We start from the raw sequence: 16,923 nt of genomic DNA on the forward strand, positions 1-16,923 counted from the left end.
GCATGGACGTGCGATGTCGAAACCAGCCAGCGATGCGTCCGGACGGGCCGCTCACGACCCCTCAGTCCCCTCGGCCCCCGGGAGCGGAGAGCCGATCCGTTCCGCCCGCTCGCGCGGGATCGGCAGCCTCCTGGTCGTGGTCTACGGGATCCTCGCGCTCGCCGCGACGGGGCGCTCCGTCTTCCAGATCATCGACCGGTTCGACGAGGCGCCGCTGGCGTTCTCGCTCTCGGCGCTCTCGGCCGTCGTGTACATCGTCGCGACGGTCGCCCTGATCGTCCCGGGCCGCGCTTGGCAGCGGGTCGCGTGGGTGACGATCACCTTCGAGCTGGTGGGCGTGCTCGTGGTCGGCGCGCTCAGCCTCCTCGCTCCGCAGCTCCTCGGGCTCGCGAGCGCCGACCCGTTCGGGCGCCAGTCGACGGTGTGGGCGGCCTTCGGCGCCGGCTACCTGCTGATCCCGCTCGTCCTGCCCGTGCTCGGCCTCTGGTGGCTCCGCGCGCAGGGGCGGCGCACGGCCCGGGCGGCCGCCTGATGCGCGTCGAGACCCGCCCCGGCGACCTGGCCGGGATCGGACCCTCCGCCGTCACGATCGGCAAGTTCGACGGCGTCCACTCCGGGCATCGGGCCGTCATCGGCCGGCTGCACGAGCGGGCCCGCGAGCAGGGGCTCGCCGCCGTCGTCGTCACCTTCGACCGCAATCCGCTCAGCGTGATCGCGCCGGAGAAGTGCCCGCCCGTCCTGGTCGGCAACGAGCAGAAGCTCGAGCTCCTCGCCGGGACCGGCGTGGACGCGACGCTGCTGCTCACCTTCGACGAGGCGTTCCGGGCGCTCTCACCCGAGCAGTTCGTCGAGCAGGTGCTGGTGGAGGCGCTCGAGGCCCGTGTGGTCCTCGTCGGCTCCGACTTCCGCTTCGGCGCCCGGGGAGCGGGCGACGTCGACCTGCTGCGCGTGCTCGGCGGGCAGCACGGATTCGAGGTGGTGCTGATCGACGACGTGCGGCCCGAGGACGGCCGCCGCGTCTCCTCCACCTGGATCCGCGAGCTGCTGGCCGAGGGCGACGTGGAGCACGCGACGCGCCTGCTCGGGCACGAGCCCGTCGTCCGCGGCGTGGTCGTGCACGGAGCGAAGCGCGGCCGCGAGCTGGGCTTCCCGACCGCGAACCTCTCGCCGCAGTCGCAGGGCCTGATCCCGGCCGACGGCGTCTACGCGGGCCGGCTCACCACCGACGGCGTCACGCATCCCGCCGCGATCTCGGTCGGCAGCAACCCGACCTTCGTCGGAGTGCCGCCCAAGCAGGTCGAGGCGTACGTGCTCGACCAGACGCTCGACACCCTCGACCTCTACGACCGCGTGGTCGACGTGGCGTTCGTCGGCCGGATCCGCGGCCAGGTCGCCTACGAGGGCGTCGAGCCCCTCATCCGCCAGATGAACCACGACGTGGTGCAGGTCCGCGAGGTCCTCGGCATCGACTGAGCGGGATGCCGGCCGCCGCCTAGCAGGGGCCGCGGGCCCGCACCAGCGGGAGAGGTCCCGGGGCCATCGGCGTACCGTGGCCGCATGAGCGAAACCCCCTCCGACTCGGCGCGCCCCCTCGCGCTCGTCACCGGCGCGACCGGCTACATCGGCGGCCGGCTGACGCCGCGCCTCCTCGAGGCGGGCTTCCGGGTGCGCGTCCTGGTGCGCGACCCGCGCAAGCTGGTCGACGTGCCGTGGGCGGAGGAGGTCGAGGTCGCCCAGGGCGATCTCGGCGATCCGGAGTCGCTGGAGGCCGCGGTCGAGGGCGTCGACGTCCTCTACTACCTCGTCCACTCGATGGGCTCGGGCAACGACCACGCCCACTTCGAGGAGGTCGAGAGCCGCGCCGCGCACAACGTCGCCACGGCCGCGGAGTCGGCCGGCGTCGGCCGCATCGTCTACCTCGGCGGCCTGCACCCCGAGGGCCAGGAGCTCTCGAAGCACCTCCGCTCGCGCGCGGAGGTGGGCCGGATCCTGATGGAGTCGGGAGTGCCGACGATCGCCCTGCAGGCGGGCGTGATCATCGGCTCCGGGTCGACCTCGTTCGAGATGGTGCGCCACCTCACCGACGTGCTGCCGTACATGCCCGCGCCGCAGTGGGTGCGCAACTTCATCCAGCCGATCGCCGTGCGCGACGTGCTGCACTACCTGATCGGCTCCGCGTCGCTCGAGGACGCCACGCTCAACCGCACCTTCGACATCGGCGGGCCCGACGTGCTCCGCTACGGCCAGATGATGAACGGCTATGCGGTCGAGGCCGGGCTCCCGCAGCGGCCGATCGCGTCCCTGCCGGTGTTCACCCCGTGGCTGGCCTCGCAGTGGGTCAACCTGGTCACGCCGATCCCGCGCTCGCTCGCGGTGCCCATCATCGCCTCGCTGCAGTACGACTGCGTCGTGCACGAGCAGGACATCCGCGCGCTCATCCCCGACCCCGAGGGCGGGCTGACCTCCTACCGCCGCGCCGTCCGGCTCGCGCTGGGTAAGATGGAGGCGGGCGAGATCGAGACGAGCTGGCAGAACGCGGAGGTCGTCGGCGCTCCCAGCGATCCGCTGCCGAGCGACCCGGAGTGGGCCGGCCACACGGTCTACGTGGACCTCAAGGAGCGCCGCACCCAGGCCGACCCGGCCAAGCTCTGGCGCGTCATCGAGGGCATCGGCGGCACCAACGGCTGGTACTCCTTCCCGCTCGCGTGGGTGATCCGCGGATGGATGGACCGCCTCGTCGGGGGAGTGGGCCTGCAGCGCGGGCGCCGCGACTCCGCGCGCCTGCACGCCGGCGACGCCCTCGACTTCTGGCGCGTCGAGGAGATCGAGCGGCCGAAGCTCCTGCGCCTGCGCGCCGAGATGAAGGTGCCCGGCGGGGCCTGGCTCGAGATGCGCGCCGAGCCCTCCGGAGACGGCGGCTCGGTCTACACGCAGCGCGCGGTGTTCTTCCCGCAGGGCCTCGCGGGCAGGCTCTACTGGTTCGCGATCCTGCCCTTCCACGGCATCATCTTCAACGGCATGGCCAACCGCATCACGGCCACCGCGGCCGACCTGCCGGACTCCGGCGACGAGCGCTCCCCTGGCGGGCGCCGGGTGCAGCGGTGACAATGGAGGGGTCCGGCGGCGGCGAGGCCGCCCGGGACGCCGACGAGAGGAGCACGATGAGCGAACGGTCGAGTACGGACGCGGGGCGCGGACTCCAGCTGGGGAAGGTCCTCTTCATCGGGGACAGCATCATCCAGGCGGGAGCCTGGGGCGAGTGGCTGACGGAGTCGACGGTCGTCGACGAGGGAGTCGGAGGGGCCACCACGGCGGACGTCGTCGCGCGGCTCGCCGAGCTGGTCGCGCAGGAGCCGGACACGGTGGTGCTGCTGATCGGCACCAACGACCTCGCCTGGCACCGCACGACGGAGCACGTCGTGCGCAACATCGAGACGATCGTCGCGACGTTCCGGCGCGACCTCCCGGACGTGCGCATCCTGGTGACCTCGGTCCTGCCGCGCGGACACGAGTTCGCGCCGCAGATCCGCGAGATCAACCGCCACCTGTGGCAGTTCGCGCCCACGGCGCACGCGGGCTACCTCGACCTGTGGCCGGTGCTCGCGGGGGAGGACGGCGGGCTGCTCGAGCAGTACTCGCCGGACGGCCTGCACCTCAACGAGGACGGCTACCGCGCGTGGCGCGAGGCACTGGGCCCGGCGCTCGAGGCGGTCGTGCGGATGCCTCCGCGGACCCGCCCGATCACGCTGCCCTATGACGAGTTCGCGCGGCCGAAGACGGCCTAGCGCAGCACCGTGGAGGGGGAGTCGACCGCAGGGTCGGCTCCCCTTCCGTCATTCCGCGGCCAGGGCGGCCTCGAAGGCCGCGAGGGCGTCCGCGGAGAAGAGGACGAACCGGACCTCGTCGAGTGCGCCGTCCGCGGTCGCCTCGCGGACCGTCTCCACCGCGATGCGCGCCGCGTCGTCCATCGGCCAGCCGTAGACGCCCGCCGAGACGGCCGGGAAGGCGAGCGTCCGCGCACCGAGACCGACGGCGGTGCGCACCGACTCGCGGTAGGCCGAGGCGAGGACGGCGCTGCGGTCCTCCGACCGCGAGTGGACGGGACCGACGGTGTGCACGACCCAGCGGGCGGGGAGGCGGCCGGCGGTCGTGGCGACCGCGGAGCCGGCGGGCAGACCGTCCGGCAGCTCGGTCCCGCGGAGCCGGCGGCACTCGGCGAGGATCTCCGGTCCGCCCGCGCGGTGGATCGCGCCGTCGACGCCGCCGCCGCCGAGGAGCGACGAGTTCGCCGCGTTCACGATCGCGTCGACGTGCTCGCGGGTGAGGTCGCCGCGCACGGCTCTCAGGGTGGTCACGACTCCTCCTCCAGGCTTCGTCCGAGGGCAGCGATCGCCGCAGGTCCCACGCGGCAGCAGCCGCCGATCAGATCCGCTCCCGCCGCGCGCCAGGAGGCGACCAGCGCGGGGTCGAAGGCCGCGTCGCCTGCCCAGCGACGCTCGACGGCGTCCCACTCCTCGCCGCTGTTCGGGTACACGACGACCAGCTTGCCGGTGACGGAGCGGGCGATGCGGACCGCCTCGGCGACGTCGCCGGGCGGGCAGCAGTTCACTCCCACGCCGACGACCTCCTCGGAGGCGGCGGCGACGGCGAGCGCCTCGGCCAGGGGCTCGCCGGACGCGGTGCGGCCCGAACGGCCGCTCACGCAGATCCAGGCGGGGACCGAGGAGCCCGCGAGGGCCTTCACGACGGCCCGCACCTCCCGCACCGACGGGATGGTCTCGACGGCGAGCAGGTCGGGCCCGGCCGCGGCCAGGGTCTCCAGGCGCGGGCGGTGCCAGGCGGCGAGCTCGCCGACGGTGAGGCCGTCGTCGCCGCGGTACTCGGAGCCGTCGCCGAGGCTCGCACCGAAAGGGCCGACGGAGGCGGCGACCCAGCCGCTCTGCGCGCGCCGGGCCAGGTCGACGCTCTCCCGGAGGGCGCGCTCGACGAGGCCCGGGGCCAGCCCCGCGGCTGCGAATCCGCTCGCGGACACCTGGTAGCTCGCGGTCACCGCGACCCGGGCGCCCGCCTCGGCGAAGGCGCGGTGCGCGGCGACGACCCGGCCGGGCTCCTCCAGCAGGACCCGGGCGCTCCAGAGCGAGGAGTCCACCGCGGCGCCCTGCGCCTCCAGCTCCGTGCCCAGGCCCCCGTCGAGCAGCAGCGGGCGCACCCGCGCCGCGGCGACGAGGCCGGCGGTCACGAGCGGTTGTTGGAGAGCTCGAAGATCTTCACGAGCTCGGCGATGGCCGCCTCGCGGGCGTCTCCGCCCTCCTCGAACATCGCGGTGATGTGCGTGCGGAGGTGGTTCTCGACGATGAGCTTGTTGAGCGAGCCGAGCGACTTCTGGATCGCGAGGGACTGCGTGACGATGTCCACGCAGTAGTCCTCGTTCTCGATCATCCGCTCGAGGCCGCGCATCTGGCCGCCCAGGATCCGGGCACGGTGCAGCGAGCGCTTCTTGAGGTCCTCGATCACTCCTCCAGCCTACGCGCCGCAGGCGGTACCCGGGCGGGGTATGCGCGCCTACGATCGAGGGGTGAGCACCCGCAAGCCGTCCCGCGCGACCGCCGCCCGCTACCCCTCGCGCGACCGCGCCCGCATGGCGCTCGCGCCCGGGATCCTCGGCGCTATCGTGCTGCTGGCCGGGCTCGCCCTCGTCGGCTCCGACGCCTACGACTTCATCCGCTACCCGGTCGCGATCCTCGCGGCGGTCATCGGCTGGTTCGCGATCCAGGCGCGCGCACTCCTCTGGCTGATCGGGCTCGTCCCGGTGCTCGTGCTGTGGAACCCGGTGCTGCCGTTCGCGTTCCCGGACGCGATCTGGTTCTCGCTGAGCCTCGCCGCGGTCGGCGTCTTCGTGGCGGCGGGCCTCGTCATCCGCGTCCCGACCCCGGAATGACGACGAGCGCGACCGTCCGCGCGGCGGAGCGCCGACCGGACCGCCCCGAGGAGTAGACTGGCGCCGCACCCGCACGCCGGGGATGCTGCGACCGGGTCCCAGACCCGTTGCTCGGAGCTCCCGACGGCCACCGGATGCACCGACGCCCGACGCCTCCCCGGAGGCGATCCGGCGGATGCACGGCGACGGCAGCGCGCGGGAACCCCTCCTCCGCCCCCGTCACACATCGAGGAGGAGCATGGCTCGCAGCGGCCAGCGTCAGTCCGGTCAGACGCGACGAGCGTCGAACGCCGCCGGGAGCCGACCCCGATCGCGCTCGCGCGGCGTGGACAACGCGGGGATCATCCCGATCCTCGCCCGTCGCGTCCGCGAGGTGGAGGCGAAGGCCCAGACCGGCAAGGTCGGGCCGACCAACCGGACGAAGTTCCTGGTGATCGCCCTCCTGATGCGCGAGGAGCGCAAGCGGGTCAAGGTCGATCCCTCGCTCAGCGACGCGCAGCGCGCCGAGGAGATGAAGCGCCTCGACGGCATCGCCACGATCCTGGCCAAGACGGCCGCCCGCGACACCAGCCTGATCGCGCTGCTCGAATCGGAGGCCGGCGTCACGGCGGCCGCGCAGAAGCTCCGCCGCGACTGGCTGCTCGAGGCGGGCGCGGAGCTCAGCCCCGACGAGCTGCTGATCGTGACCGAGCCGGAGCCCAAGCCCGAGGTGCCGGTCAACCAGGTCGTGCCGCAGTCGGTGCGCGCCCGCCAGCTGGCGAACCCCTTCCTCCCGCCGGACTTCTCGATCGCCGAGGCCTCGGCTCCGGCGCCGCGCCGCCGGCTCGACGACTGGGAGCTGCTCGGGCCGCTCTTCAAGGCGTTCGAGTACGGAGCGGGCGGACGGGCCGCGAGCATGGAGCTCCCGGAGCCGCCGAAGCTCGACCGGGTCTCGCCGCGCGGCCGCGAGCTGATGCCGCACCAGGCCCGCTTCATCGAGAGCGCCCGCGAGGGGCACCGCAGCTTCCTGCTCGCCGACGAGCCGGGTCTGGGCAAGACCGCGCAGAGCCTCCTCGCCGCCTCGGTGGTCGGGGCGTACCCGCTCCTCGCGGTGGTGCCGAACGTGGTCAAGATGAACTGGGCGCGCGAGGTCGAGCACTGGACGCCGCAGCGGCGCGCCACGGTCATCCACGGAGACGGCGGCACGCTCGACGCGTTCGCCGACGTGGTCATCGTCAACTACGACATCCTCGACCGGCACATCGGCTGGCTCGGGAGCCTGGGCTTCCGCGGCATGGTCGTCGACGAGGCGCACTTCATCAAGAACCTCCGCTCGCAGCGCTCGCAGAGCGTGCTCGCGCTGGCGTCGAGGATCCGCGAGACCACTCCGGGGCACGATCCGCTGATGATCGCGCTGACCGGCACCCCGCTGATCAACGACGTCGACGACTTCCGCGCCATCTGGCGCTTCCTCGGCTGGATCGACGAGACCAAGCCGGGACCGGAGCTGATGGGCCGCCTCGAGGAGACGGGCCTCACCCCCGCCGACACGGGCTTCTACCCGGAGGCGCGCGAGGCCGTGATCGACCTCGGCATCGTCCGGCGCAAGAAGATCGACGTCGCCGCCGACCTGCCGTCGAAGCGGATCGTCGATCTGCCCGTCGAGCTGGACGACGACCTCGGCCGCTCCATCCAGAAGGCCGAGCGCGAGCTCGGCGCCCGCATGCTGCAGCGCTTCAGGGCGGTCACCTCCTCGATCACGCACGAGCTCGACGACGACGAGCGCGAGCGGTTCATCCGCATCGTGGCGCAGAGCGAGCTCGAGGAGTCGAAGTCGGCCAAGACCGGCGAGAACGTCTTCACCATGGTGCGCCGGATCGGCCAGGCCAAGGCGGCGCTGGCCGCCGACTACGCCTCGCAGCTGGCCCGCTCGGTGGGCAAGGTCGTCTTCTTCGCGAAGCACATCGACGTGATGGACCAGGCGGAGGACACCTTCGAGAAGCGCGAGCTGACGTCCGTCTCCATCCGCGGCGACCAGACCGCGGCGTTCCGCCAGAAGCAGATCGACGCCTTCAACGAGGACCCGGACGTCTCTGTCGCCGTCTGCTCGCTCACCGCGGCGGGAGTCGGCGTGAACCTGCAGGCGTCGTCCAACGTGGTGCTCGCCGAGCTGTCGTGGACCTCGGCCGAGCAGACGCAGGCGATCGACCGCGTGCACCGCATCGGCCAGGAGGAGCCGGTGACGGCGTGGAGGATCATCGCGGCGCACACGATCGACGCGAAGATCGCGGAGCTCATCGACGCCAAGGCCGGTCTCGCCGCCCGGGCGCTCGACGGCGCGGACGCCGAGACCGCCTCGGCCGACACGGTGCAGCTGGACGCCCTCATGCACGTCCTGCGCGAGGCGATCGGCTGAGCGCACCCGACCGGGCCGGCTGAGCGCACCCGGCCGGGCCGGCTGAGCGCACCCGGCCGGGCCGGCTGAGCGCACCCGGCCGGGCCGGCTGAGCGCACCCGGCCGGGCCGGCTGAGAGCTCAGCCGGTCCGGGCGAGCGGTGCGGCGAAGAAGTCCTTCTCGAACGAACTCGACCGCAGGAACGCGTCCCTCATCGCGGCGCGCTCCCTCGGTGAGGCGTCGCGGGCGGCCTGCTCCGTGAACTCGATCGCCCGCTCGGTGGCCGCCGCGAAGACCGGGTCGCCGTAGGTGAGCAGCCAGTCCGCGTAGGGGTGCTCGGGGTGCCCGGAGGCGGCGAGGCGCGACCCGACGTCGGCGTAGAGCCAGAAGCAGGGGAGCAGGGCGGCGACGATCTCGCCGTAGCCGCCGCCCGCGGCGACCGCGAGCAGGTGGTCGGTGTAGCCGCGGGTCACGGGCGCGGGAGCCGCGTCCCTGGTCCCGAGCCGGTCGCGGTGCAGCTGCGCCTCCGCCGCGAGGGCGGACGCCGAGCCCTCGGCCCAGAAGACCTGCTCGGCGGTGGTCGGCGCGCGCTGCGCCGCCACGGCCAGGACGCGGGCGTACTCGGTGAGGTAGAGAGCGTCCTGCTCGAGGTACCACTCGAAGTCCTCCCGCCCGAGGGAGCCGTCGCCGAGGGCCCGCACGAACGGGAGCGCGTCGATCTCGTCGCGGAGGGTCCGCGTCCGCTCCCAGACGTCCGCGCAGAACGCCGGAGGACGTTGCCGGTGGAAGTGGTCGATCGGGCCGTTGCCGGAGCCGACCTCGAGAGCGTCGGCGGCGCGCAGGGCGCCGGTCAGCCACTCCTTCGCCTCCGTCAGCGCCTCGACCAGGGCGTCGGAGGAGGCGTCGCGCCCGGCCAGGAGCGTCGCCATCGCGGACGAGAGCGAGCACCCGGTGCCGTGCGTGTTCGAGGTGGCGACGCGCTCGCCGGGGACCTCGCGCACGAGGCCGTCGGGGGTGACGATCGCGTCCGGGGTGGCGGGGCCGTCGAGGTGGCCGCCCTTCACCAGCACGGCGGCGTCGAGGGCGCGGGCGAGCATCGCCCCCTGCGCGAGCGCGGCCGGCCAGTCGGAGGCGGTCGGCTCTCCGGCCAGCACGCCCAGCTCGGGGAGGTTCGGCGTCACCAGGTCGGCGCGGCGGAGAAGGTCGCGCACGGCGTCCTCCGCCTCGGGAGCGAGCAGCCGGTGACCGCTGGTCGCGACCATCACCGGATCCACGACCACGACGGGCGGGCGGACCTCGTCGAGCCACTCGGCGACGACTCCGGCGTACTCGGCCGTGGCGAGCATCCCGATCTTCACCGCGTCGATCGTGACGTCGTCGCTCACCGCGTCGAGCTGCTCGCGGAGGAACGCGGCGGGCGGCAGGTGCACGGAGCGGACCCCGTGCGTGTTCTGCGCGACGAGCGCGGTGACGACCGCCATGCCGTAGCCGCCGAGCGCGCCGATCGACTTGAGGTCGGCCTGGATGCCGGCACCGCCGGTCGGATCGGTGCCGGCGATGCTGAGGACACGGGGGACGCGGGCGCCGGCGGTCACCGGTCCCACTCCGCTCGGATCAGGCGGGCGGCCGCCGCGGGGTCGGCGGCCGTGCAGAGCGCCGACACGACCGCGAGGCCGGCCGCACCGGCGAGGCGGAGTGGCCCCGCGTCCGCGGCTCCGACTCCGCCGATGGCGACGCAGGGCAGCGCCGTGGCCGCGGCGAGGGCGGCGAACCCGTCGACACCGAGGGGAGCGGGGTGGTCGGGTTTGGTCGCGGTGGGCCGGATGACGCCGACGCCGAGGTAGTCGACCGTCCCCGCGGGCAGGGCGCGGACGGCGGCGAGGTGCTCGGGGGTGTTCGCGGTGAGCCCGATCACCGCGTCGGGTCCGAGCAGCGAGCGGGCGGCGGTGACGGGGAGGTCGGACTGCCCGAGGTGGACGCCGTGGACGCGGGCGCCCGCGAGGCGGGCGGCGAGGGCGACGTCGACGCGGTCGTCGACCAGCAGGGTCGTGCGCTCGTCGAGGACGGCGGCGACGGCCCGGGTCAGGGCGACGAGCTCGGCGGCGGGGGCGTCGTGATCGCGGATCTGCACGGTCGTGACTCCGCCCCGGACGGCGGCGGCGACCACCGCGGGCACGCCGCGCGGGCCGCACTGGGCGGTGTCCGTGACGAGGTAGAGCGAGAGGTCGAGGCTCATGCGATCCGCGCCCCGGCCTCGGCGTCGGCCGGCTGGAGGGCAGCGAGGGCGTCGAGGAGGCCGACGGCGAAGGATCCGGGACCGCTGCTCGCGGCGGCGGCCCGCTCGGCGGCGAGGCCCCAGACCGCGGAGGCGCTGACGGCCGCGTCGAGCGGGCGGGCGCCCGCGCCGAGGAACGCCGCCATCACGGCGCCGAGCGCGCAGCCGCCGCCGGTCACGCGGGTCAGCAGCGGGTGGCCGCCCGTGACCCGGACGATCCGCTCGCCGTCGGTGACGAGGTCGACCGCTCCCGAGACGGCGACCACGCCGCCGGTGCGGCGGGCGAGGACGCGGGCGGAGTCGAGCGCCTGCTCGGCGGTGTCGACGGCGTCCACGCCGCGGCCGCCCGCACCGGCTCCCGCGAGGGCGAGGATCTCGGAGGCGTTGCCGCGGATGATCGCGGGCCGCGCCTCGAGCAGCTCCACCGCCAGAGCGGTGCGGACGGGCAGCGGGCCCACGGCGACCGGATCGAGCACCCACGGGGTGCCGGCGCGTCCGGCCGCGGCGACCGCCTCGCGAGCACCCTCGCGCTGCTCCGCTCCGGGCGTGCCGAGGTTGACGAGCACCGCGGAGGCGAGGCCCGCGAAGACGCCCGCCTCGCCGGGCAGGTCGCACATCGCCGGGCTGGCCCCGAGGGCCAGAAGGCTGTTGGCGGTGAAGCCGGTGACGACCGCGTTCGTGATGCACTGCACCAGGGGCCCGGCGGCGCGGAGCTCGGCGAGATCGCGACCCACGGACGCCGGGTCGGGCGCCGTGTCGGCGGGGAGGGTCGGGTGGACAGGCGTGCGAATGCTCATTCGCGACATCCCTTCGCTAGTACGAACTAGATCAGGTTCAACGGGTCTTCTCTCAGCCCTGGCGGGCACCCCGTGTCACTGCGCACGACCCTAGCAGCGGGCGCGGGCGCGCTCGCTGCTGCAGTGCGAGAGGAGGGAGCGGGCCGTCGTCGCCCCTTCGCTCGGGAGCGGCCGCTCAGCCGGTGAGGATCGTCGAGTCGCCGCGCGGCCCCACTGCGACGCGGAGGCCGATCGGCAGCCGCTCGCGCATCGCGTCGACGTGGCTGATCAGGCCGATCGTCCGACCGCCCGACCGCAGCTCGTCGAGCGTGCTGAGCGCCGTCTCGAGCGTCTCGGCGTCGAGCGAGCCGAAGCCCTCGTCGATGAACATGGTCTCGAGCGAGATGCCGCCGGACTGCGCCGTCACCACGTCGGCGAGGCCGAGGGCGAGGGCGAGCGAGGCGAGGAACGTCTCGCCGCCGGAGAGCGAGGCCGGCTGCCGGCGGACGCCGGTGAAGGCGTCGAGCACGTCGATCCCGAGGCCGGAGGCGGCACCGCGGTAGGCGAGCGAGTCGTCGTGGGCGAGGGCGTAGCGGCCGCTGGTCATCGCGTCGAGGCGGAGGTTCGCCGCGGTCACGATCTCCTCCAGGCGTCCGGCGAGGGCGAAGGCCTCGAGGTCCATCCGGCGCGTGTTCTGCCCCCGGCCGGAGACGGTCTCGGCCAGCGCGCGCAGCTCCTCGTGGCGGTGGAGACGCTCACCCAGCACGGCGAGGCGGCCCGCGGCCGTCGCGGCGAGCTCGGCCAGGCGCTCCGAGCGGTGCTCGAGCACGGAGAGGCCGGCTCGCGCCTCGTCGCGACGGGCGGAGGCCTCGCGCGAGCGCTCCTCGGCGGCGGCGAGGTCGACGGCCGTGCCCGGCAGTCCGCGGAGCTCCGGGTCGGACAGCACCGCCTCCGTCGCGCTCCGCCGTCGCTCGTGCTCGGCGACGACGGCCTCGGCCCGTGCCCGGTCCCCGCTGGCCAGCGCGGCCGACTCGGCCTCCTCGGCGGTCGTGAAGCCGCGCTCGGCGAGGACCTCGGCGAGCTCCTCCCGGGCGGCGGCGGCGGCCTCGGACCGCGAGACGGCCGCCTCCTCGGCCTCGACCAGGGCGACGGCACGGCGGCGCTGGGCACTCAGCTGCTCGACCCGCGAGGCGACGCTCGTCGCGCCGTCGCGGAAGGCCTCGACGCGCTCCCGCAGCAGCCGCAGCGCTTCAGCGGCGAGGGCGGACTCGTCGGCGCGGGCGCGGTGCTCCTCGCGAGCGGCGTCCCGTCCGGTCGTGAGAGCGTCGATCCGGGTGCGCAGCCGGGTGCGCTCGCGCCGCAGCTCCTCCATGCGGGCGGCGGCGCGGCGCGCCGAGGCGAGCCGTTCCTCGTGCGCCGGGCGGAGCGACTCCGGATCCGCGTCCTCGCCCACACGCTCCTCGAGCGCCGCGAGAGCCCGAGCCGCGGCTCCCTCGCGCTCGCGGGCGCCGTCGAGGGCGGCGGCGGCGCGCTCCACCGCGACGCGGGCCCGGTCGAGGTCGTCGGTGCCGACCGTCGTCGGGCCGTCGTGCTCGGCCGGGCGGGGGTGCTCGCACGAGCCGCAGACGGGGCAGGGCTCGCCCGGCTCCAGCCGCTCGGCGAGCTCCCCGGCGAACCCGGCGAACCGGCGCGCGATCAGGGCGGCCTGCTCCGCGGCGCGCTCGCCGTGGACGCGCGCCGCGTCGGCGTAGGCCGTGCCGAGCCGCTGCAGACCCGCCGCAGTGAGATCGCGCTCGAGGGCCGCGGCGATCCTCCGCTCGAGCGCGGCGAGCTCGTCGACGCGCGCGGGGACGGCGGCGGCCTCCCCGGCCAGGGACTCCTCCTCGGCGGCGAGCGCGTCGACGCGGGCGGGCAGCTCGCGCAGCTCCGCCTCGATCCCCGCGAGCGCGGTCGCCGCCGCCTGCTCGGCGCGTGCGGACCGCTCGGTGACGCGCTCCGCGTCGGGGAGCCGGCGCTCCTCTGCCAGCGCCTCGGCGAGGGCGCCGAGGACAGCGGCGAGCCGTTCGGCCGTCTCGGCGGCCGGGCCCCCGGACGCGTCCCCGTAGGCGTCGGCGGCGAGGTCGCGCTGCTGCCGGGCGGCCCGCTCCTTCTCGGCGGCTGCCCGGGCGGAGCGGAGCAGCGGCAGCACGCCGTCGGCCCGGCGCGCGCGCTCGATCGCGGCCCGCTGCTGCTCGACGTGCGCCTCGGCGACCACGAGCTCCTCCGCCTCGATGAGGGCGCGCCGGCGCCGCTCCTGGCCCCGGGCGATGCGCCGTGCCTCGTCGAGAGCGGTGCCCGCGGCCTCGTGCGCCGCGTCGGCCGCGGCGGAGCCGGCCCGGGCCGCCTCGAGCGGAGCGGCGAGCCGCGCCGGCAGCCCGGCGAACCAGGCGGCGTCCGGCAGAGGCGGCTCGGCTCCGTCATCGAGGAGCCGGACGGCCTCGTCCGCGAGCGCCGTCACGGCCGCGCGCTCCTCCTCGAGCCCGACGGCGCTCGCGTCGCGATGCTCGAGCAGGCGGCGGCGGAGCAGATCGAAGCGCTCGGTCGCGAAGAGCGTGCGCAGGAGCCGCTGCCGGTCGTCGTTCTTCGCGAGCAGGAACTCGTGGAAGCGGTTCTGCGCCAGCAGGATCACCTGGAGGAACTGGTCCTTCGTCAGGCCGACGATCCGGCCGATGTCGGCGCCCACCTCCTTCGCGCTCGACGAGAGCCCTACCCAGGCGCCGTCGACCTGCTCCAGCAGCTCGACCTTCGCCGGCTGGGTCGTGGTGCCGGTGCCGCGCCGCTTCGGCCGCTCGTACTCGGGCGAGCGCCGGACGCGGTAGACGCGCCCCGCCGCCTCGAACTCGAGCTCGGCGAAGGTCTCGTCCTCGGGGCCGCTGTGGTCGCTCCGGAGGCGCGAGGCGGTGCCGTCGAAGCGGGGGACCGAGCCGTAGAGTGCGAACGCGATCGCGTCGAGGATCGTCGACTTGCCCGCTCCGGTGCGCCCGGCGATGAGGTACACGCCCACGTCCTCGAGCCGGTCGAAGTCGACGCACTGCTCGGCGCGGAACGGTCCGAGCCCGGCGAAGGCGAGTCGGCGGATCCTCACCGCAGAGCCTCGGCCTCGACGGCCGCGAGCGCGTCGAGGGTGAGGGCGCGCTCGGTGTCCGTGGCGCCGTGGCCGCCGCGGACGTGGGCGAGGAAGTCGTCGACGACCTCCACGTCGCTCCGCCCGCGGATCCGCTCGGCGTACGCGCGCGGCTCGGCCGCGGCGTGCGGGGGCCGGTGCTCGAGCGTGGCGCAGCCGGGGAAGCGCGACTGCAGGCGCGCCATCGCGTCGAGCGGGCGCACGGGATCGGTGAGCACCGCCGAGACCCAGTCGCCCTCCACCTCGGCCAGGGAGGGATCGCGCAGCAGCTGCTGGAGCTCGCCCTCGATCACGCTGAGCCTCCTCGGCACGGGGAGCGGCGACCACTCGACGCCCTCGAGCCCCTCGGGCCCGATCGTCACCAGCCAGGCGCCGCGCGGCTTCGACGCCTCGCCGAACGAGTAGTGCAGCGGCGCTCCGGAGTAGCGCACTCCCGGCAGCAGCTCGGCGCGTCCGTGGATGTGCCCGAGCGCCGCGTAGTCGGCCGCGGCGAAGTGCTCGACCGAGACGTAGTCGAGCCCGCCCGCCGTGATGTCGCGCTCGAGGACCGCGGCCGGGGCTCCGACCGCGAAGCAGTGCGCGAGCACGACCCAGGGACGGCCCGCCGCCTCGGCGGCGGCGCGCACCCGCGCCATCGCGAAGGCGAGCACGTCCTCGTGGCGGCGCAGCTGCTCCTCCGGGTGCCGGTGGCGGTAGAGGGCGGGCTCGAGGAAGGGAATGCCGTGGACGCCGACCTCGAGGCCGGACGCGTCGCGCAGCACGACCGGCTCGGCGTACGCCTCGGGGTCGGTGAGGACGTGGACGCCCGCTCCGCGCAGGAGCCCGGCCTGGAAGCCGAGCCGGGCGGGGGAGTCGTGGTTGCCGCTGGTGAGGACGACCTCGGCGCCGGCCGCGCGGATCGCCTCGAGCGTGCGGGTGAGGAGGGTGTAGTGCTCTGCGGCGGGCACGGCGGAGTCGAAGACGTCGCCGGCGATCAGCACCGCGTCCACGCGCTCGGCCCGCACCGTCTCGACCAGGGCCTCGAGCACGGTCGCGAGCGCCGCCGTCGTGGAGTGCCCGTGGAAGGTGCGGCCGATGTGCCAGTCCGAGGTGTGCAGCAGCTTCACGGTCGTCCTTCCTCTGCGTCGTCCGGGGGAGCGCCTCCAGGCTAGTGAGGCCCTCCGACACCGGCGGCGCAGCGGACACCTCCCGTTCACCGGGAGGTGCACAATAGGGCGTCGGTCGAGCAGAGGAGATGGTCGTGAAGCTGCCCCGCGTCCCCGCGACGATCCTGGGTCTGGGCTCGCGCACCCGCGCCGCCGCCGAGGACACCGCTCCCATCCAGCGTCTGCGCCCGGACGACGAGCCGGCCCGCACCAGCACGGTCGACAACGCGATCTACCAGGACGGCCGCCGGGTCGTCTCTCCCGGCAGCATCCCGGAGGCGCTCGCCGCCCTGCAGAAGCTGCCCGACGCGATGGCGTGGATCGGGCTGTACCGGCCGAACGCGGCCGAGCTCGCCGCGCTCGAGGACGAGTTCTCGATGCACCCGCTCGCCCTCGAGGACGCGATCAGCGCGCACCAGAGGCCCAAGCTCGAGCGGTACGGCAGCGACATGTTCGTGGTGCTGCGCGCCGCCAGCTACTCCGACCAGCGCGAGGAGGTCGACTTCGGCGAGCTCCACCTGTTCGTGGGGTCGAACTTCGTCGTCACGGTCCGCCACTCCGAGAAGCCCGACCTCTCGCTGGTGCGGCGGCGGATGGAGGCCGATCCGGAGCTGCTGCGCGTCGGCCCGGTCGCCGTGCTGTACGCGATCCTCGACGCCGTCGTGGATCAGTACTCGCCCGTCGTCGCCGGTCTCGAGAACGACATCGACGAGATCGAGGCGCAGGTCTTCGAGGGCGACCCGGCGGTGTCCCGACGCATCTACGAGCTCAGCCAGGAGGTGCTGGACTTCCAGCGTGCGGTCGCTCCGCTGACCGGCATGCTCGGGCGGCTCGTCACCGACTTCGAGGTGTTCCAGTCGGATGTGGAGCTGCGCCGCTACATCCGCGACGTCGCCGACCACGTCGCGCTCGTCACCGAGCGGGTCGACGGCTTCCGCACCACGCTGCGGGAGATCCTGGCGGTGAACGCGACCCTCGTCGCCCAGCGCCAGAACGAGGACATGAAGAAGCTCGCGGAGGTGGGCAACCAGCAGAACGACGAGGTCAAGCGGATCTCCGCCTGGGCGGCCATCTTCTTCGCGCCGACCATGATCTCGAGCATCTACGGCATGAACTTCGACGTGATGCCCGAGCTGCACGTGGCGTGGGGGTACCCGGCGGCGCTCGCGGCGATGCTCGCCTCGAGCGTGGTGCTGCACCGGCTCTTCAAGCGGTGGGGCTGGCTCTGAGCCCGCGTCCCGCGACGTGTCAA

General features: G+C 74.5%; 15 protein-coding genes and 1 riboswitch. Of the genes, 7 read left to right on the plus strand and 8 right to left on the minus strand.

Annotated features, from left to right (window positions below; all coding sequences use genetic code 11):
- Positions 1 to 13 precede the first annotated feature (13 nt).
- The 4 genes from C5C53_RS05020 to C5C53_RS05035 all read left to right on the plus strand — a co-directional run bounded on the left by C5C53_RS05020 (position 14) and on the right by C5C53_RS05035 (position 3,785).
- Entirely contained in the window at positions 14 to 532 is a 519-nt protein-coding gene (locus C5C53_RS05020) for a hypothetical protein (RefSeq protein WP_258075374.1), read from the plus strand.
- Positions 532 to 1,473, plus strand: coding sequence for a bifunctional riboflavin kinase/FAD synthetase (locus tag C5C53_RS05025; RefSeq protein ID WP_104267021.1), 942 nt, complete (start codon positions 532 to 534; stop codon positions 1,471 to 1,473). Before C5C53_RS05020 ends, C5C53_RS05025 begins: the two co-directional genes overlap by 1 nt.
- An 84-nt stretch (positions 1,474 to 1,557) precedes the next feature.
- Positions 1,558 to 3,105 carry an SDR family oxidoreductase gene (locus tag C5C53_RS05030; protein ID WP_104266981.1) on the plus strand — a complete coding sequence of 516 codons (1,548 nt, stop codon included), beginning with the start codon at positions 1,558 to 1,560 and terminating at the stop codon, positions 3,103 to 3,105.
- A gap of 56 nt (positions 3,106 to 3,161) precedes the next feature.
- Positions 3,162 to 3,785 (plus strand): GDSL-type esterase/lipase family protein, encoded by a 624-nt coding sequence (locus C5C53_RS05035; RefSeq protein WP_104225671.1) that lies wholly within the window; start codon positions 3,162 to 3,164, stop codon positions 3,783 to 3,785.
- Between the two features lie 48 nt (positions 3,786 to 3,833).
- On the opposite strand, the gene C5C53_RS05040 is transcribed toward C5C53_RS05035, so the two are convergent.
- Genes C5C53_RS05040 through C5C53_RS05050 form a run of 3 tightly spaced genes read right to left on the minus strand, consistent with a single transcriptional unit; the run spans position 3,834 to position 5,514 of the window.
- Positions 3,834 to 4,355 carry an O-acetyl-ADP-ribose deacetylase gene (locus C5C53_RS05040; protein WP_104225600.1) on the minus strand — a complete coding sequence of 174 codons (522 nt, stop codon included), beginning with the start codon at positions 4,353 to 4,355 and terminating at the stop codon, positions 3,834 to 3,836.
- Positions 4,352 to 5,239: a homocysteine S-methyltransferase gene (mmuM, locus tag C5C53_RS05045; protein WP_104266982.1), complete on the minus strand. Its 888-nt coding sequence runs from the start codon at positions 5,237 to 5,239 to the stop codon at positions 4,352 to 4,354. Before mmuM ends, C5C53_RS05040 begins: the two co-directional genes overlap by 4 nt.
- The gene (locus C5C53_RS05050; protein WP_104223062.1) at positions 5,236 to 5,514 is read right to left on the minus strand and encodes a metal-sensitive transcriptional regulator; all 279 of its coding nucleotides are present in this window, start codon (positions 5,512 to 5,514) and stop codon (positions 5,236 to 5,238) included. The genes mmuM and C5C53_RS05050 overlap by 4 nt, the downstream gene beginning before the upstream one ends.
- Positions 5,515 to 5,575: 61 nt before the next feature.
- Between C5C53_RS05050 and C5C53_RS05055 the strand changes: the two genes are divergently transcribed.
- Positions 5,576 to 5,938: a DUF6804 family protein gene (locus C5C53_RS05055; protein WP_258059290.1), complete on the plus strand. Its 363-nt coding sequence runs from the start codon at positions 5,576 to 5,578 to the stop codon at positions 5,936 to 5,938.
- Positions 5,939 to 6,176: 238 nt separating this feature from the next.
- Positions 6,177 to 8,333, plus strand: a complete 2,157-nt coding sequence (locus C5C53_RS05060) for a DEAD/DEAH box helicase (protein ID WP_104266983.1) — start codon at positions 6,177 to 6,179, stop codon at positions 8,331 to 8,333.
- Positions 8,334 to 8,452: 119 nt separating this feature from the next.
- On the opposite strand, the gene thiD is transcribed toward C5C53_RS05060, so the two are convergent.
- From thiD to C5C53_RS05085, 5 genes are all read right to left on the minus strand, one after another.
- On the minus strand, positions 8,453 to 9,907 hold the full coding sequence (thiD, locus tag C5C53_RS05065) for a bifunctional hydroxymethylpyrimidine kinase/phosphomethylpyrimidine kinase (protein WP_104267022.1): 1,455 nt from the start codon (positions 9,905 to 9,907) through the stop codon (positions 8,453 to 8,455).
- Positions 9,904 to 10,548 (minus strand): thiamine phosphate synthase, encoded by a 645-nt coding sequence (thiE, locus tag C5C53_RS05070; RefSeq protein ID WP_104255108.1) that lies wholly within the window; start codon positions 10,546 to 10,548, stop codon positions 9,904 to 9,906. The genes thiD and thiE overlap by 4 nt, the downstream gene beginning before the upstream one ends.
- Positions 10,545 to 11,384 carry a hydroxyethylthiazole kinase gene (thiM, locus tag C5C53_RS05075; protein ID WP_104246561.1) on the minus strand — a complete coding sequence of 280 codons (840 nt, stop codon included), beginning with the start codon at positions 11,382 to 11,384 and terminating at the stop codon, positions 10,545 to 10,547. Before thiM ends, thiE begins: the two co-directional genes overlap by 4 nt.
- Positions 11,376 to 11,467, minus strand: a riboswitch (TPP riboswitch). (Overlaps the previous gene by 9 nt.)
- Positions 11,468 to 11,559: 92 nt before the next feature.
- Positions 11,560 to 14,487, minus strand: coding sequence for an AAA family ATPase (locus C5C53_RS05080; protein WP_104266984.1), 2,928 nt, complete (start codon positions 14,485 to 14,487; stop codon positions 11,560 to 11,562).
- Positions 14,484 to 15,632: an exonuclease SbcCD subunit D gene (locus C5C53_RS05085; RefSeq protein WP_104266985.1), complete on the minus strand. Its 1,149-nt coding sequence runs from the start codon at positions 15,630 to 15,632 to the stop codon at positions 14,484 to 14,486. The genes C5C53_RS05080 and C5C53_RS05085 overlap by 4 nt, the downstream gene beginning before the upstream one ends.
- Positions 15,633 to 15,760: 128 nt before the next feature.
- Here C5C53_RS05085 and C5C53_RS05090 point away from each other — a divergent pair, with 128 nt between their 5' ends.
- Entirely contained in the window at positions 15,761 to 16,900 is a 1,140-nt protein-coding gene (locus C5C53_RS05090) for a magnesium and cobalt transport protein CorA (RefSeq protein ID WP_104223070.1), read from the plus strand.
- Positions 16,901 to 16,923 lie beyond the last annotated feature (23 nt).

Source organism: Rathayibacter sp. AY1E3 (genome assembly GCF_002932235.1).
GTDB lineage: Bacteria > Actinomycetota > Actinomycetes > Actinomycetales > Microbacteriaceae > Rathayibacter.

Coding starts and splice junctions, on each gene's coding strand:
- C5C53_RS05025 (WP_104267021.1), top strand. CDS start 532: ATGCGCGTCGAGACCCGCCCCGGCGACCTGGCCGGGATCGGACCCTCC.
- thiE (WP_104255108.1), bottom strand. CDS start 10,548: ATGAGCCTCGACCTCTCGCTCTACCTCGTCACGGACACCGCCCAGTGC.
- C5C53_RS05090 (WP_104223070.1), top strand. CDS start 15,761: ATGGTCGTGAAGCTGCCCCGCGTCCCCGCGACGATCCTGGGTCTGGGC.
- C5C53_RS05035 (WP_104225671.1), top strand. CDS start 3,162: ATGAGCGAACGGTCGAGTACGGACGCGGGGCGCGGACTCCAGCTGGGG.
- thiM (WP_104246561.1), bottom strand. CDS start 11,384: ATGAGCATTCGCACGCCTGTCCACCCGACCCTCCCCGCCGACACGGCG.
- C5C53_RS05030 (WP_104266981.1), top strand. CDS start 1,558: ATGAGCGAAACCCCCTCCGACTCGGCGCGCCCCCTCGCGCTCGTCACC.
- C5C53_RS05060 (WP_104266983.1), top strand. CDS start 6,177: ATGGCTCGCAGCGGCCAGCGTCAGTCCGGTCAGACGCGACGAGCGTCG.
- C5C53_RS05020 (WP_258075374.1), top strand. CDS start 14: ATGTCGAAACCAGCCAGCGATGCGTCCGGACGGGCCGCTCACGACCCC.